The sequence below is a fragment of the Herbiconiux sp. UC225_62 genome (assembly GCF_042694625.1).
Taxonomy (GTDB): Bacteria; Actinomycetota; Actinomycetes; order Actinomycetales; family Microbacteriaceae; genus Herbiconiux.
This window is the reverse complement of the sequence record NZ_CP170551.1, coordinates 3,036,555-3,051,437: the sequence shown is the minus strand read 5'-3', so window position 1 is coordinate 3,051,437 and position 14,883 is coordinate 3,036,555. Positions and strand designations below refer to the sequence as shown.

Sequence of the window (14,883 nt, the reverse complement as noted above, 5' to 3'; positions counted from 1 at the left end):
CGCGTAGCGTCGGTGCATGACGAATCTCATCGAGAAACTGGCGGAATCGGTGCCCTCCTGGGGCGCCACGATGGCGTACGGCGAGAAGACGACGGTGGGTGGGCAGGAACTCGTGCCCGCCGCGCTCGTGATCTTCGGATTCGGGGCCGGAGAGGGCTCCGGCGAGTCGCCCGAGGGCGGACCCACGCCGGCGGGCACGGGTGAAGGACGCGGCGGAGGGGGCGGCGGCTACGCCCTGCCGGTGGGCGCCTATGTTGCCGGCCCGGACGGGCTGCGCTTCCGTCCGAACCCGATCGCCCTGATGGTGGTCGCCGTGCCCCTGGTGGCGGCCGCCGGCATCGCGTTGGCGCGGATCGTCAGCGCCGCTGCGGGCGGGCGTTCGGCCTAGGCGGGTTCGCTCTCCTTCGGCTGGGCGAAGGGCGGCGCGGGCTGGGTCGGCGGGTTCCAGGCCTTCACGATCGCCCACGCCACGGCGGCGATCGGCACGGAGAGCACGGCGCCGACGATGCCGCCGAGGATCGTGCCCGCGGTCAGGGCCACCAGGATGACGAGCGGGTGCAGTTTCAGCGACCGCGCCTGCACCACCGGCTGCAGGAAGTTGCCTTCGAGCTGGTTCACGGCCACCACGATCGCGACGACGATGAGAGCCACCACGGGCCCGTTGGCGACCAGCGCGACGAGTGCGGCGAGGATTCCAGCGACCGTCGCGCCGACGATCGGGATGAAGGCGCCGATGAACACGATCACGGCGAGCGGCAGGGCGAGAGGCACCTGCAGGATGGCCAGGCCGATGCCGATACCGGCCGCGTCGACGAAGGCGATGATCGCGGTGCCGCGCACGTAGCCGCCGAGCGTCCGCACCGCGGTGGCGCCGATCCGGTGACCCCGCTCGAGGCGGCGGCCGGAGAAGGGGCGCAGGAAGAACGCCCAGATGCGGTCGCCGTCCTTGAGGAAGAAGAACAGCACGACCACCGCGAGCAGGGCGCCCGTGATGACCTCAGCGGCTGCCGAGACGCCGGCGAGCGCTCCCGTGCCGAATTGGCTGCTGGTGAGGAAGCCGGTGACGGCGTCGCGTGCGTCGTCGAGCTGCGAGGAGTCGATCGGCAGCGCTCCCGACTGCAGGAAGTCGCCGATGCGATCGATCCCGTCGGCCGCCGAATCCGACAGCTCCTCCCACTGGCCGCGCACCGCCATCACGATGAGCGTCACGATGCCGCCGAACACGACGATGCCGCCGATCAGGGTGATCCAGGTGGCCAGGATCGCGGAGAGGCCGCGCCGACGCATCCACTTGATCACGGGCGACAGCGCCGCGGCGAGGATGAGCGCGATGAGCACCGGGATCACCACGAGCTTCAGCTGCACCAACCCGAAGACGATCACGGCGGCGAGCGTGAGCCCCAGCAGGATCTGCGCACTGCGGATGCCGACCTCGCCCAGCCGGTCGGTGAGCAGCGCCTGCAACGTGGGCCGGGGCGGCTCGGCCGCCACGGCGGGCGCGTCGGCCTCGGCGGCGTGCGGAGCGGGGTCGAGCGGGCCGACGGGGGGTGCGGAGTCGGGCAGGGATTCCTCGGAGGTCATCTCACCACCATCCCACCGCCGCCCCGGACCGGGTAGCTCCGGCCCGCCGCCCGTTAGCGACTCGTGATGACCGCAGTCAGTCGCCGGCCGCCGAGCCGAGCGACGGATCGCCTCCCGGACGCACCTCGGCGTCGTCGCGGATCTCGATGCGGCGCGGCGCACCATCGTGGGGCTCGATGACGTCGATCCGGGCCTCGGCGTCCTCCTCGGTCGACTTCGGAGCCGTCGTCAGCTGGTCGTGGCGCTTCTCGGCGTCGTCGATGTCTTTCCCGGCCATGATGGAACCTCTCTCGAATACGACCCGCGCGGGTCAGTTCGCGCGAGGGAGCCGACGTCACGGCACGACGGATGACGCTGGAGCCGTGACGCCGTCACACACCGGCGGTAGATTGAGCATATGACGGGTCGAACTCGAGAGGAACAGCTCGCGGAGACGTTCGTGAGCCTCGCCGACACGCTCGTCGCCGATTACGACGTCGTGGAGTTGCTGCACACCCTCGTGCAACGGTGCGCGGAGATCCTGGGCGCCGCGGATGCCGGCATCCTGCTGCCCGACCACGGCGGCAACCTCGAGGTGATCGCCTCGACCAGCGAGCGCAGCCGCCTGATCAGCCTGCTGCAGCTCTCGTCGGGCGAGGGGCCCTGCGTCGACGCCTACGAGACGGGGAAGGTGGTGTCGGTCGACGACATCGCGGCCACCTCCGCGCGGTGGCCGAGGTTCGCGACCCAGGCGGCGGGGCTCGGCTATCACTCGATGTACGCCATCCCGATGCGCCTGCGCGACCAGACCATCGGGTCGCTCAACCTGTTCAGCGACGGTGCCGGGCCGACCGACCCGCAGGACGCCGCGGCCGCCAAAGCGCTGGCCGACATCGCCACCATCGGCATCCTGCACGAACGGGCCATCCGCGAGGCCGACGTCGCGCGCGAGCAGTTGCAGCACGCTCTGAACAGCCGGGTGATCATCGAGCAGGCAAAGGGCGTGATCGCTCACACCGACGGCGTCGACATGGAGGAGGCCTTCCAGCGCCTCCGCACGCGAGCGCGCAACAGCGGCCAGTTGCTCTCCATCGTGGCCCGCGACGTGGTGGAGTCCGCCAGCCGGCACTGACCTGCGATCGCCGACCGGTGGCATCCGGTCCTCCTTCACGACCGGCCGTCAGGCAATCCGAAGCAGATACCCAGCGCACAGGGGCTCCCCTCCCTTGCCGGATCGGGGCCCGAGACGTAGCGTGAGCCTCAGACGTTCCCCCGGACCCGGTTGCGACGCAGCTGGCCGCTCGGGCCAGTGCCGCCGACGGCAGGGGCCATCGTGAGCACGGTCGAATCGATCCCACAGGGCGCGGCGGCGCGGCGCTCCAACAGCGAGTTCACGGACCTCGCTCGACGCATCCAGGAGTCGGGGCTGTTGCGTCGTCGCTACGGCTACTACTGGACGAAACTGCTCCTCGTGCCGGTCGCCTTCGCCGCCGGCATCTGGTTGTTCGTGGTGATCGGCGACACCTGGTGGCAACTCGCTATGGCCGCGCTGTTCGCCGTGCTGTTCACGCAGACCGCCTTCCTAGGCCACGACGCCGCCCACCGGCAGATCTTCCGTTCGGGCCGGTGGAACGACTGGACCACCCTGGTGCTCGGCAATCTCTTCGTCGGGCTCAGCTACGGCTGGTGGCAGCACAAGCACACGCGGCATCACGCGAATCCGAACAAGATCGGGTCGGACCCCGACATCGACGTGCCCGCCATCTCGTTCACGCCCGAGCAGCTGGAACGGCGCCGCGGCACCGCCCTCTCGTGGCTGATGGGGCACCAAGGGGCGTTCTTCTTCCCGATCCTCGTGCTCGAGGGGCTGTCGCTGCACGCCTCCGGAGTGCGGCGGGTGCTCAGCCGGGAACCGCTGAAGCGCCGCAGCGTGGAGATCGCGTTCCTCCTCATCCGCATCGGCGGATTCATCGCCTTGGCGTTCCTCGTGCTCTCCCCCGGCGTCGCCGCCGCTTTCCTCGGCGTTCAACTCGCCCTGTTCGGCTTCTACATGGGGTCGTCGTTCGCGCCCAACCACAAAGGGATGCCGCTGGTGCCGAAGTCGATGAAGCTCGACTTCCTTCGCCGCCAGGTGATGATGAGCCGCAACATCCGAGGCAATCGGGTGCTCGACGTGGCGATGGGCGGCCTGAACTACCAGATCGAACACCACTTGTTCCCGTCGATGCCACGGCCTCATCTGCGCCACGCCGCCCCGATCGTCGCCGCCTACTGCCGCGACCTGAACGTGCCCTATCTCGAGACGGGTCTGTTCGAGTCGTACGGCATCGTGCTCCGCTACATCGACCGCGTCGGTCTCGGCGATCGCGACCCCTTCGCCTGCCCGCTCGCCGCCCAGCGACTGGCGGTCTGAGGAGCCGGCTGGTCAGTCCGGCTCGGCGGCGTCGAGCAGCCGCTGAATCTGGCGGTAGCGCAGCTCGAACTCCGGCCCGGCGTCCGGCTGCTCGCGACGGATCTCGTCGAGCATCACGACCAGCCGCCGCAACTGGTCGGCCGAGAGCTCGTCGACACGGATCTCGTCGACGGGAGTCACGAGTGCCAAGGCGGCGACGTCGTCGGTCCAGTACCCTTTGTCCATCCGCGATCCCGAACTCGCAGAGCGGTCCACCAGGGCGAGGTCTGGGCGGCGGCGGTGTGTTTACGGCGGTACGCCTGGCAACGGCGCCTGTCGAGGCAGTGCCGCTCAGAGCCAGGGTTCGACCAGCTCCACGTAGCGGCGCGCCAGGGTGGCCACCACCTCGGCACCGGGCGCGGCCCAGACGTCGGCGTTGAAGATCTCGACTTCGACGTCGCCCGTGTAGCCGGCCGATGCGACCGCCCGCGTGAAGGCGGGGAAGTCGATGTGCCCATCGCCCATCATGCCGCGAGAGAGGAGGGTGTCCGCCGGCAGAGGCGTGATCCAGTCGCACACCTGGTAGCTCACGATGCGATCGGAGGCGCGCGCGATCTGCTCCTCCACGCCCGGTTCCCACCAGAGATGGAAGGTGTCGACCACCACCCCCACCTCGTTCGCCGGGAACTGCTCGGCGATGTCGAGGGCCTGCGCGAGCGTGGAGACCACACCGCGGTCGGCCGCGAAGATCGGGTTCATCGGTTCGATGCCGAGCACGACGCCGTGCCGGCCGGCGACCGGAGCGAGATCGGCGATGGCATCGGCGGCTCGCGCACGTGCACCGCGGAGGTCCTTCGATCCCGCCGGCAGGCCGCCGGGCACCAGCACGAGGGTGTGCGCTCCGAGCGCCGCGGCCTCCTCGACGGCCCGGACGTTCTCCTCGTGCGCGGACCGGCGGGCCGCCGGATCGTCCGCCGTGAAGAAGCCCCCGCGGCACAACGACGAGACCCGCAGGCCGGATGCCTGCACCCACTCCACCGCCGTCGCGAGCCCCACCTCGGCCACGGGCTCCCGCCAGAGACCGATCGAGCCGAGACCCGCCGCCAGAGCGCCGTCGATCGCCTCCCGGAGGCTCCAGTTCGCCGTGGTGCGCTGGTTCAGCGACAGCCGCACCAGGCGCGGGTCACCGGGTTGCGGGGTGGGGATGCTCGCGGGCCGGCCGCTCGGAACATCGATCGCGGCATCCGCCGACGTCGCGGTGGTCATCTCACCGATGACGGTGCGCATCGCCTCGCTCATCGCGTCGCTCCCAGGGTCTCGGCCACGAGTCCGAGGCGGTGCGCCGCGAGCTCCGGATCGGGCAGCAGGCGCGCCTCGTTGAGCAGCTCGAACACCCGGGCGAGGTGCGGCAGGCTGCGGGCGGACTGCAGTCCGCCCACCATCTGGAACCCATTCTGGGCCCCGGTCAGCCACGCCGTGAACGCGATACCGACCTTGTAGTAGAAGGTGGGCGCCTCGAAGATGTGGCGCGAGAGCGCGAGCGTCGGTGCCATCTCGGCGTCGTACCGGGCGAGATCGCCGTCGTCGAGCGCCGCGAGGGCCGCGGAAGCCGCGGGCGCGATCGCCGCGAAGGCGCCGAGCAGCGCATCCGAGTGGCCCTCGTCGTCGCCGCGGATGAGCGACGGGTAGTTGAAGTCGTCGCCCGTGTAGAGGCGCACACCCGCGGGCAACGCGCGGCGCAGCCCGATCTCGTGCGAGGCATCCAGCAGCGACACCTTCACGCCGTCGACCTTCGCGGCGTGCGTGCCCACCAGGGCGAGGAAGGTCTCGGTCGCGGCGCCGACGTCCGTCGACCCCCAGTAGCCGCGCAGCTGCGGATCGAAGGCCTCGCCCAGCCAGTGCAGCACCACCGGTCGCGACACCTGGCTCAGGATGCGGTCGTACACCTGGAGATAGTCGTCGGGCCCCGCGGCGGCGCGCGCGAGATGGCGCGAAGCCATCACGATGACCTGCGATCCGGTGCCCTCGACGAAGGCGACCTGCTCGAGGTAGGCGGCCTCGACCTCGGCGAGCGTCGCGGGCGCCGCGGTGGTCGCGGCGTCGGGCAGGTGGTCGGTGCCGGCGCCGGAGGCGATCCGGGCGCCGAACTCCGCCGCCTGGGCGGCGCTGCGCGAGACGAGCTCCTGGATGGCGGGCCAGTCGAGCCCCATGTTGCGCTGCGCGGTGTCCATGGCCTCGGCGACGCCCAGGCCGTATCCGAAAAGGTGCCGGCGGAAGGCGAGCGTCGCGTCCCAGTCGATCGCGGCGGGCGCGCCGGGCACGTTGTTCCCGAGCGGGTCGGCCACGACGTGCGCGGCCGCGAACGCGACCCTCGAGCAGTAGGGCTGCGGATGCGGGGCCCAGTCGCGCGGGGCCTTCAGCTCGATCTCCCGCCAGCCTTCCGCGGTCGGGATCGACAGCCGGCGACCGGTCGCCGTGGTCACAGCGCGACCTTCTCGATCGCGATCCGCCGGCCCTCGGCCGAGGAGGCGAGGCCGGCATCCACGAGCTGCAGCCCGCGCACCCCGGCGGCGAGGTTGTAGGCGTGCGGGCGGGCGGCCACGACATCCTGCAGGAATTGCTCCCATTGGGCGCGGAACCCGTTGGTGAACTCCTGGTTGTCGGGGATCTGCGTCCACTGCGACGGGAAGTCCTGGTCGGTGGGGAGATCCGGGTTCCAGACCGGCTTCGGCGTGTTGACGCGCGGTTGCACCTTGCAGCCGAAGAGCCCGGCCACTGCGGAGCCGAGGGTGCCATCGACCTGGAACTCGACCAGCTCGCCGCGATCGACCCGCACCGCCCAGCTCGAGTTGATCTGGGCGATGATGTCGCCCTCCAGTTCGAAGATGCCGTAGGCCGCGTCGTCGGCGGTGGCCTCGTAGCGGTTGCCCTGCTCGTCCCAGCGCTCGTGGATGTGCGTCACGGCCTTGCTGCTGACGGCTTCGACCCGGCCGAAGAGGTTCTCGAGCACGTAGTTCCAGTGGCAGTACATGTCGAGCGTCATCCCGCCGCCGTCTTCGGCCCGGTAGTTCCACGACGGTCGCTGCGCCGGAAGGTAATCACCCTCGAACACCCAGTACCCGAATTCGCCCCGCACGCTGAGGATGCGGCCGAAGAATCCCGAGTCGATGAGGCGCTTCAGCTTCAGCAGGCCCGGCAGGTAGAGCTTGTCGTGCACCACGCCGTTGATGACACCGGCCCGCTTCGCGGCTTCGACGAGTTCGAGACCGTCGGCGACCGTGTTGGCGATCGGCTTCTCGGTGTAGATGTGCTTGCCGGCCGCGATCGCCGCGAGGATCGCGTCCTTGCGGGCGCTCGTCACCTGCGCGTCGAAGTAGACGGTGGCGGTCGGATCGGCCAAGGCAGCGGCGAGATCGGTGGTGTACTCGGACACGCCGTGCAGGGCGGCGAGCTCGGCGAGCTTCTCCGCATTGCGGCCCACCAGGATCGGCTCCACCTGGATGCGGTCGCCGTTCGGCAGCAGGATGCCGCCGTCGTCGCGGATCGCGAGGATCGAGCGCACGAGGTGCTGCCGGTAGCCCATGCGTCCGGTGACGCCGTTCATGATGATGCGCAGGGTCGTCGTCGACACATCGTCTCCGTTCTGGTTCTGAGTAGGGTTCGGTCGCTCACGATGGAAAGCGCTTTCCACTCTGCCACAGGATGGCGACGCCGTCCAGTCAGGCGGGTCAGATACCGGGCGTGCTCTCGCGCACCACCACCGTGCCCAGCACGGGGTCCGCCAGCGCCGACGGGTCGTCGGAGAGGGCGAGCTCGAATGCTCGCTCCCCGATCGCGCTCAGGGGGAGACCCACCGTGGTGAGTTCGGGGTGCACGTCCTGGAGCATCGGGATGTCGTCGAAACCGGCCACCGCGATGTCGGCGCCAGGGCGCAGACCGCGCTCGCGCACGGCGGCCATCGCGCCCACGGCCATCACGTCGGTGACGGCGAAGACGCAGTCGGGCCGCCGCCCGCTGTCGAGCAGCCGGCCCATCATCTCGTAGCCGCCGTCGCGCGAGAAGGGACCGGGCAGCACGGACTCCGGATCGACCGCGCGCCCCGCCGACGCCGCCCCGTCGAGGAAACCCGCCACCCGCTCGCTCGGAGTGACCAGGAGCGGCGATCCGGCCAACACGGCGAAGTCACGATAGCCGAGTGCGGTCAGGGCCACCGCGAGGTCGCGCCCCCCACGGCGATTCTCCACGTTCACCACGCGGTCGGCACCCGCCGAAGCACCGGCCCCGACGAACGCGACACGACCACCACCCGCGCGGAAGTCGTCGAGCTCGCGGTCGAGCAGCGCTTCTTCGGCGACGTCGAGATGGCGGCTGCCGGCCAGCACGATCGCGCGCGGCCGCTGCGCCCGCAGTGCCACCACCGTGGCGCGCTCCTCCGCGGCATCCCATCCCGTCGTCGCCATCGTGACGGTGAGGCGGTGCCGTCGCGCTGCGGCGATCACGCCCGACGCGATGCCGGCGAAGTAGGGGTCGGCGATGTCGCCGAGCACGAGTGCCACGGTCTGGCTGGCGCCTTTGGCCACGGCCTGGGCCTGCGCGTTCACGACGTAGCCGAGCGTGCGGGCGCTGGCGGCCACCCGGGCGTGCAGGTCGGGCTTCACGGTGCGGGTGCTGCCGTTGAGCGCGCGCGACGCGGTGGCGAGCGAGACGCCGGCATGCGCCGCGACCTCCGCGAGGGTGACGGACGACTGCGTCGACTCCGGCACGCGTCCCCCTTTCCGCCCACCGCCCGGTAAGCGCTTCCAGCGTACTGCCCGTCACAACGAGCGCGCCCGCCCGGTCATCCTCCATAGCGGATGCAATCGGCATCCCTCCAGCAGAAAGGCTGATCATGGCCAGAATCATCGTCATCGGAGGTGCGGGCCACGTCGGGTCGCGCGTCGTCGAGAAGCTCACCGCCCACGGGCACGGCGCGATCGCGGTGTCGCGGCGCACCGGAGTCGACTCCGTCTCGGGCGCGGGTCTGAAGGAGGCGCTGACCGGTGCCGACGTCGTCGTCGACGTCACGCAGTCACCCTCCTTCGCTCCCGCCGACCTGCTCGAGTTCTTCACGACGTCGAGCACGAACATCGCGGCCGCAGCGAAGGCGGCCGGCGTCGGGCACCACGTCGTGTTCACCGTCGTCGGCACCGACCGTCCGCAGGACATCGCCTACTTCGCTGCCAAGGCCGCGCAGGAGAAGGCGGTGCGCGAATCAGGTGTTCCCTTCTCGATCGTGCACTCGACGCAGCTCTTCGAGTTCATCGCCAGCATCGTCTTCACCTCCACCCACGACGACGTCGTGCGGGTCTCGGACGCACTCATCCAGCCGTACGCACTCGACGAAGCGGCGGCGGCGATCGGCCGCACCGCCGCCGGCCGGCCGCTGAACGCCGACATCGAGCTCGCCGGACCAGAGGTGTTCCCGCTCGACGAACTCATCCGCCGCACTTTCGCGGCCCAAGGGGACCAGCGCGCCGTCGTCACCGACCCGGCGGCGCCGTACTTCGGGGGTCACCTCGAGCAGCGCACCCTCCTCCCCGCCGGGGGCGCGCAGCTCGGCGAGACACGGCTCGACGACTGGCTCCCGTCGGGCCGGCGCGCCGCCTGACGCGTCTGATCCGAACGCCCGGAGCCGAGGCCTCCAGCGCACCGTTCTGCTGGTTTCCGAAACTTCGGGCGTTCTTTCGCCGGCCGACCACCGGCATCCGCCCCCTCGCGCCGTTCCGCGCTGTTAGCCTCCTGAGTCACGCACCGCGTCCCACGCCCGCGCGATCGAGGAGGATCGATGACCACCCCGCACATCCGCGACTTCCACCCCGACGATCTCGACGGCATCCTGCACCTCTGGGAGCGGGCGAAAGCCGACGGCGCCGAGCCGGTCTACGCACTCTCCGAGGTGATCGCCTCCTGCCAGATCGACCACGCCGTCGTGGCCGTCGAAGGCGATCGCCTGGTCGGTGCCGCGGTCGGCCGGGCCGCCCATGCCCAGGGCTGGATCGTGTTCTTCGCCACCGACCGCACCGTGCCCTCCGTGCGCGATTCCGCCGTCGGGGCACGGATGCTCGCAGCCCTCGAACGGCACATGGCCCCGCTCGGCCTCGCCAAGCTCTCCGCCCTGATGCCCGAGTCGCAGACCCGTCTCGACGACTTCGTGGCGCAGGGCTTCGAGCTGAAGAAGAATCTCCGCTACGTCGAGCGGGAACTCCCCGTGCAGCGCGAGGAGCTCGTCGTGCTCCGCGAACTCGGCGGCCGCCTGCTCTCGCGAGGGCTCTGGGAAGCCGTGGGAGGAATGCAGAAGGAGAAGGAGCTGCTCGAGCTGCGCCTGGTCACCCCGCTCGCCGAACCGGATCTGGCCGAACGTTTCGGCGTGGTGCCGCCCCGCGCCGTCATGCTCTTCGGGCCGCCCGGAACCGGCAAGACCACCTTCGCGAAGGCGATCGCCTCGCGTCTGGAGTGGTCGTTCGTCGAGGTCTTCCCGTCGCGCCTGGCCGGCGACCCCAAGGGACTGGCCGGCGCGCTGCGCGAGACCTTCCAGAAGATCTCCGAGCTCGAGCACGCCGTCGTGTTCATCGACGAGGTGGAGGAGATCGCGTCGCATCGGCAGGGCGAGCCACCGTCACCTCTTCAGGGCGTCACGAACGAGTTGCTCAAGCTGATCCCCGAGTTCCGCGAACAATCGGGCCGGCTGCTCATCTGCGCCACCAACTTCATCCGCTCGCTCGACACCGCGTTCCTGCGTCACGGCCGCTTCGACTACGTCGTGCCGATCGGCCTGCCCGACACCGGCGCCCGCCGCGCCATCTGGTCGGGTTACCTGCCCCCGGATGTCGCGCACGCCGGCCTCGTGGACCTCGATGCGCTCGTGGCGCACACCGCCGGCTTCACCCCGGCCGACATCGAGTTCGCCGCGCGCAAGGCCTCACAGGCGGCGCTCGAGCGGGCGCTGCACTCGCCCGGCGGGGGCGGAGCGGGGCTCGACGCCACGGAGGCCGGGCCCACCACCTCGGACTACCTCGACGCCGTGCGCTCCACGCGCCGCACGGTCTCGGAGGAGGTCGCGTCGGAGTTCCTCGAAGACATCGACCGGATCGCGCGCCTCTGAGCGTCGCCGCCGGCGCTACGGCCGCTTGGCTCGCGGCAACCCGGCCACCACGAGGTCATAGGAGTTCACGACGAGGTCGGTCACGAGCTCGCTGTCGGTCGTCGGGCCGAGCGTGACCGTGATCCAGTGCCGCTTGTTCATGTGGTAGCCCGGGATGATCCAGTCGTGGTCGCGCACGAGCGCCTCGGCGTGCGGGGGCGCCGCCTTCAGGGTGACGGTGCACGGCTCGTCGTCGAGATTCGTGAGCGCGAACACCTTGCCCACCACTTTGAACACGGAGGTCTCGGGCCCGAACGGACGTTCATCCGTCGTGGCCGGGAGCCCGGCGCACACCTCGAGCACCTCTTCACGGGTGATGCTCTTGCTCATGCCCCGAGCGTAGCGGGCGCCACCGACACCCGGCGTCACGCCCGGACGATCCGTCAGGCGGAGACCGTCGAGCCCGCGAGGTAGGTGGAGACGACGCCGCGAGCCGCCGCGATCGCGGCCTCGTCGCCCTCGGGCGCTCCGAGGAACGCGCGCACGAGCAGGGCGTCAGCGATGGTGAGCGCGATGTCGAGCCGCGCGGCCAGCCCCTCGTCGTCGATGCCGAACTCCTCGGCCACGATCGCTGCCAGGGGCTCGGCGACGCGGGCGGCGGCCGTGCCCTCCGCGACGTCGGGCAGGGCGATCTGGTCGCTCAGGCGGATGGAGGTGTAGCCGGGCTCGGTACGGTGGAGCTGCACCGAGGCGTCGATCAGGCAGTCGAAGACGCCGTCGAGCGTGGTGGGGTGCACGCGCTCGAGGTTCTCGACACCGAGACGGAGGAAGCGCTCGAAGCCGCGCAGGCTCATGGCGCTGAGCACGGCGATGCGGTCGGGGAAGTAGCGGTAGACGGTTCCGATCGAGGCCCCGGCGCGCTCGGCCACCATCGCGGTGGTCAGTCGTTCGATGCCCACCTCGGCGACCACGGCTGACGCGGCGTCGAGAAGCGCGCCGATGCGCTCACTGCTCCGCGCCTGGACGGGCTCGTTGCGAACCTGTCCGGTCGACGTGAGTGCTCCGTTGATTAGGTCGTTGAATGACACTCCGCCCGTTCCTTCCCGAATCCCGACACCCAAGTCTAGTTCCGACATGCTGACAGTCGCATACACGAACGGCGGCCGGTCGCGAAGACATGACAGACTGGTCGTGTGCCAGAGAAGACAGTCGCGGCACTTCGGCTGCACCGTGCCGCCCGTATCGACGACGCGATCCACGCAGTCCGCGAGAGGTGGGCCAGGCGTCGCGGGCACCTCCCGACGGTCATCCCCTATACCGGATACGGCTCCACCACCCGCATCCGCGTGCTGGGCCGGGTGCTGCTGACCAAGCAGCCGAAGCCCGGATCGCGCGCCGCCCGTACCCTGCAGCGCCGCGAGGAGCGCGTGCGCGGCTGGCGCAGCTTCACGAGCGTCCCGGTGGGCGACGTGGATGTCACCATCGAGGTCGAAGGCATCGTGCGCACCGTGCAGGCCGACCGCGGCGGCGTGGTCGACGCCTCGGTCGACGTCGAGCTCGACCCCGGCTGGCACACCATCACCATGCAGACCGCGGGATCGGATGCCGTGGAGGCCCCGATCTACATCGTCGCTCCCGGCACCGACTTCGGCGTCGTCTGCGACATCGACGACACCGTCATGGTGACGGTGCTCCCCCGGCCCTTCCTCGCCTTCTGGAACACCTTCGTGCTCGACGAGCACGCACGCATCCCGACGCCCGGGATGGCTGTCTTCCTCGAGCGGATGATGGCCGAGCATCCGGGAGCCCCCGTCATCTACCTCTCCACCGGGGCCTGGAACGTGGCGCCGACGCTCTCACGGTTCCTCTCCCGCAACCTCTACCCCCGGGGTCCGCTGCTGCTGACCGATTGGGGCCCCACCCACGACCGCTTCTTCCGCAGCGGGCGCGAGCACAAGGAGACCAACCTCCGGCGGCTTGCCGTCGAGTTCCCCGACATCCGCTGGGTGCTGATCGGCGACGACGGGCAGCACGACGAGGAGATCTACGGCGAGTTCGCGCTCGACCACCCGGAGCACGTGCGGGCCATCGCCATCCGTCAGCTCTCCACGAGCGAGGCGGTGCTGGCCGGCGGTCGCTCGAAGCTCGACCAGCTCCCCGCCGAGGCGGCCACGCCGTGGATCTTCGCCCCCGACGGCGCCGGCCTCAGCGATGGGATCTCCCAGCTCGAGAAGTGACGCCTACCCGGCCGCGTGCGCTTCCAGGAACTGGTAGACCTCGTTCTCGTCGACACCCGGGAACTTGCCGGACGGGAGGGGCGACAGGATGTGCGCGTGCAGCTTCGCGCTCGGCCAGGCCGCCGACGACCAGCGCTCGGCCAGCTCCGACGCCGGCTTGCGGCAGCAGGACTCGTCGGGACAGGTCGACTGCACCCGCCCCTGCGTGTCGCGCCCGCGGAACCACTTGGCCTCCGAGAACGGCACGCCGAAGGAGATCGAGAACTCGCCGGCATCCGTCTTTCCCGTCTGAGTGGCGCACCAGAACGTGCCCGCCGGGGTGTCGGTGTACTGGTAGAACTCCGTGGTGCGGTTGGTGCGCCCGAGTGCCCCGCGCGCAGCCCACTTGCGGCACACCAGCTGCCCCTCCACCGCGCCCGTGACATCGGCCGGCAGCGGTAGCCCGTCGTTCTCGTACGCCTTGTAGATCGCACCGTCCTCCCCACACGCAGGAAGTGCACCTCCATGTCGAGGTGGGAGGTGGCGAGGTTCGTCATGCGCAGGGCGGCGGCCTCATGGGTCACGCCGAACGCGTCGCGGAAGTCTTCGACCGACAGGTCCTTCCGCTGCTTCGCCGCGCTCAGGAACGCCACCGACGCGGTCTGCGGCATGAGGCACGCCGCCGCGAAGTAGTTGATCTCGAGCCGCTGCTGCAGGAACTCGGCGTAACTCTGCGGCGGCTGGTGCCCGAGCAGTCGGTGCGCCATCGCCTGCAGCGCCATCGAGCGCAGACCGTGCCCGCCCGGGATCGAGGCCGGCGGCAGGTAGATCCGCCCGTTCTCGAGGTCGGTCACCGAGCGGGCCGAGTGCGGCAGGTTGTCGACGTAGATCAGGGTGAATCCGAGATTCTCGGCCAGCAGCGACACGCTGCGATGGGTGAGCGCCCCCGAGGTGTGGCCGACGGTGGCCAGCGTGTCCTCGGCGAGTTGCTCCAGATCGGGCAGGTAGTTGTTCTTCTGCCGCATCGCGAGCCGGTTCTCGGTGTTCGCCCGCCGGGCCTCCTCCGGAGTCGCGATCGACTCGGTGGCGCGCCGCCGCAACTCGCGGTGCAGACCCACGAGCGACTCGAGCGTCTCGAGCGGCAGGTTGCGGCTGGCGGGCACCGACGGCAGGCCGAGCGAGGCGTAGAGCGGCGCCTGCTGCGCCTTGGCGAGTTCGATCTCCAGCGCGGTGCGGGCGTCAGGGGCCTCGGCGCTCAGCAAGTCGGGCACCGGCACCCCCAGCTCGGTGGACAGCGCCTGCAGCAGCGAGAGTTTCGGCTCGCGCCGCCCGTTCTCGATCAGCGACAGCTGGCTCCCCACGACACCCACGCGCGCGCCGAGCTGGTCGAGGGTCAAGCCGTTGAGCTTGCGGTGATGACGGATGCGCCGCCCCAGGGTGATGAGGTCACTGCTGTCGTTCAATTTTTTCTCCCGTAAAGATCGGCTGATCTTTTCGCCACTGACCCCCGAATTTACCCCGAATAGCTCGCATAGTGGAAGAACCGCCAGAGAATTGACGAGAAAAAGGTCTCCGATGAGCATCCTCGAAACCAG

15 protein-coding genes and 1 pseudogene are annotated in these 14,883 nt (G+C 70.2%); 6 read left to right on the top strand and 10 right to left on the bottom strand.

Translation table 11 applies throughout. The features are described from left to right. Positions 1 to 16: 16 nt before the first annotated feature. Complete coding sequence (locus ACFJGU_RS14860; protein WP_382304267.1) at positions 17 to 388, top strand: hypothetical protein; 372 nt, start codon at positions 17 to 19, stop codon at positions 386 to 388. On the opposite strand, the gene ACFJGU_RS14855 is transcribed toward ACFJGU_RS14860, so the two are convergent. Next, complete coding sequence (locus ACFJGU_RS14855) at positions 385 to 1,581, bottom strand: AI-2E family transporter (RefSeq protein ID WP_382304266.1); 1,197 nt, start codon at positions 1,579 to 1,581, stop codon at positions 385 to 387. The two genes, ACFJGU_RS14860 and ACFJGU_RS14855, sit on opposite strands and share 4 nt — an antisense overlap. 76 nt (positions 1,582 to 1,657) lie before the next feature. Further along, entirely contained in the window at positions 1,658 to 1,858 is a 201-nt protein-coding gene (locus ACFJGU_RS14850) for a multidrug transporter (protein ID WP_382304265.1), read from the bottom strand. A gap of 120 nt (positions 1,859 to 1,978) precedes the next feature. On the opposite strand from ACFJGU_RS14850, the gene ACFJGU_RS14845 reads away from it, so the two are divergent. Both ACFJGU_RS14845 and ACFJGU_RS14840 read left to right on the top strand, forming a co-directional pair. After that, positions 1,979 to 2,692: a GAF and ANTAR domain-containing protein gene (locus tag ACFJGU_RS14845; RefSeq protein WP_382304264.1), complete on the top strand. Its 714-nt coding sequence runs from the start codon at positions 1,979 to 1,981 to the stop codon at positions 2,690 to 2,692. Positions 2,693 to 2,893: 201 nt separating this feature from the next. Then, complete coding sequence (locus ACFJGU_RS14840; protein ID WP_382304263.1) at positions 2,894 to 3,973, top strand: fatty acid desaturase family protein; 1,080 nt, start codon at positions 2,894 to 2,896, stop codon at positions 3,971 to 3,973. Between the two features lie 12 nt (positions 3,974 to 3,985). On the opposite strand, the gene ACFJGU_RS14835 is transcribed toward ACFJGU_RS14840, so the two are convergent. The 5 genes from ACFJGU_RS14835 to ACFJGU_RS14815 form a co-directional block, all read right to left on the bottom strand. Continuing rightward, positions 3,986 to 4,198 (bottom strand): hypothetical protein, encoded by a 213-nt coding sequence (locus ACFJGU_RS14835; protein ID WP_382304262.1) that lies wholly within the window; start codon positions 4,196 to 4,198, stop codon positions 3,986 to 3,988. 105 nt (positions 4,199 to 4,303) lie between these two features. Beyond that, positions 4,304 to 5,251 carry a sugar phosphate isomerase/epimerase family protein gene (locus ACFJGU_RS14830; protein WP_382304261.1) on the bottom strand — a complete coding sequence of 316 codons (948 nt, stop codon included), beginning with the start codon at positions 5,249 to 5,251 and terminating at the stop codon, positions 4,304 to 4,306. Then, positions 5,248 to 6,435: a dihydrodipicolinate synthase family protein gene (locus ACFJGU_RS14825; RefSeq protein ID WP_382304260.1), complete on the bottom strand. Its 1,188-nt coding sequence runs from the start codon at positions 6,433 to 6,435 to the stop codon at positions 5,248 to 5,250. Before ACFJGU_RS14825 ends, ACFJGU_RS14830 begins: the two co-directional genes overlap by 4 nt. Then, entirely contained in the window at positions 6,432 to 7,583 is a 1,152-nt protein-coding gene (locus ACFJGU_RS14820) for a Gfo/Idh/MocA family protein (protein ID WP_382304259.1), read from the bottom strand. The genes ACFJGU_RS14825 and ACFJGU_RS14820 overlap by 4 nt, the downstream gene beginning before the upstream one ends. Positions 7,584 to 7,680: 97 nt before the next feature. Continuing rightward, entirely contained in the window at positions 7,681 to 8,715 is a 1,035-nt protein-coding gene (locus ACFJGU_RS14815) for a LacI family DNA-binding transcriptional regulator (protein ID WP_382304258.1), read from the bottom strand. A gap of 125 nt (positions 8,716 to 8,840) precedes the next feature. Between ACFJGU_RS14815 and ACFJGU_RS14810 the strand changes: the two genes are divergently transcribed. Beyond that, a complete protein-coding gene (locus ACFJGU_RS14810) occupies positions 8,841 to 9,599 on the top strand; it encodes an SDR family oxidoreductase (protein ID WP_382304257.1) in 759 nt (252 codons plus the stop codon). A gap of 177 nt (positions 9,600 to 9,776) precedes the next feature. Then, positions 9,777 to 11,093, top strand: coding sequence for an ATP-binding protein (locus ACFJGU_RS14805; protein WP_382304256.1), 1,317 nt, complete (start codon positions 9,777 to 9,779; stop codon positions 11,091 to 11,093). 15 nt (positions 11,094 to 11,108) lie between these two features. Here the strand turns inward: ACFJGU_RS14805 and ACFJGU_RS14800 are convergent, their stop codons facing one another. Continuing rightward, complete coding sequence (locus ACFJGU_RS14800; protein ID WP_382304255.1) at positions 11,109 to 11,462, bottom strand: MmcQ/YjbR family DNA-binding protein; 354 nt, start codon at positions 11,460 to 11,462, stop codon at positions 11,109 to 11,111. A gap of 53 nt (positions 11,463 to 11,515) precedes the next feature. Beyond that, positions 11,516 to 12,160, bottom strand: a complete 645-nt coding sequence (locus ACFJGU_RS14795; protein WP_382304254.1) for a TetR/AcrR family transcriptional regulator — start codon at positions 12,158 to 12,160, stop codon at positions 11,516 to 11,518. A gap of 105 nt (positions 12,161 to 12,265) precedes the next feature. Here ACFJGU_RS14795 and ACFJGU_RS14790 point away from each other — a divergent pair, with 105 nt between their 5' ends. Beyond that, a complete protein-coding gene (locus ACFJGU_RS14790; RefSeq protein ID WP_382304253.1) occupies positions 12,266 to 13,309 on the top strand; it encodes an App1 family protein in 1,044 nt (347 codons plus the stop codon). A 3-nt stretch (positions 13,310 to 13,312) separates the two neighbouring features. On the opposite strand, the pseudogene ACFJGU_RS14785 reads toward ACFJGU_RS14790, so the two are convergent. Then, a pseudogene (locus tag ACFJGU_RS14785) lies at positions 13,313 to 14,871 on the bottom strand (helix-turn-helix domain-containing protein). Positions 14,872 to 14,883: the final 12 nt, after the last annotated feature.

What these genes read in the sequence shown, in the direction of transcription:
- ACFJGU_RS14860 (WP_382304267.1), top strand. Translation starts at nt 17, where the DNA reads ATGACGAATCTCATCGAGAAACTGGCGGAATCGGTGCCCTCCTGGGGC.
- ACFJGU_RS14855 (WP_382304266.1), bottom strand. Translation starts at nt 1,581, where the DNA reads ATGACCTCCGAGGAATCCCTGCCCGACTCCGCACCCCCCGTCGGCCCG.
- ACFJGU_RS14850 (WP_382304265.1), bottom strand. Translation starts at nt 1,858, where the DNA reads ATGGCCGGGAAAGACATCGACGACGCCGAGAAGCGCCACGACCAGCTG.
- ACFJGU_RS14845 (WP_382304264.1), top strand. Translation starts at nt 1,979, where the DNA reads ATGACGGGTCGAACTCGAGAGGAACAGCTCGCGGAGACGTTCGTGAGC.
- ACFJGU_RS14835 (WP_382304262.1), bottom strand. Translation starts at nt 4,198, where the DNA reads ATGGACAAAGGGTACTGGACCGACGACGTCGCCGCCTTGGCACTCGTG.
- ACFJGU_RS14830 (WP_382304261.1), bottom strand. Translation starts at nt 5,251, where the DNA reads ATGAGCGAGGCGATGCGCACCGTCATCGGTGAGATGACCACCGCGACG.
- ACFJGU_RS14810 (WP_382304257.1), top strand. Translation starts at nt 8,841, where the DNA reads ATGGCCAGAATCATCGTCATCGGAGGTGCGGGCCACGTCGGGTCGCGC.
- ACFJGU_RS14805 (WP_382304256.1), top strand. Translation starts at nt 9,777, where the DNA reads ATGACCACCCCGCACATCCGCGACTTCCACCCCGACGATCTCGACGGC.
- ACFJGU_RS14800 (WP_382304255.1), bottom strand. Translation starts at nt 11,462, where the DNA reads ATGAGCAAGAGCATCACCCGTGAAGAGGTGCTCGAGGTGTGCGCCGGG.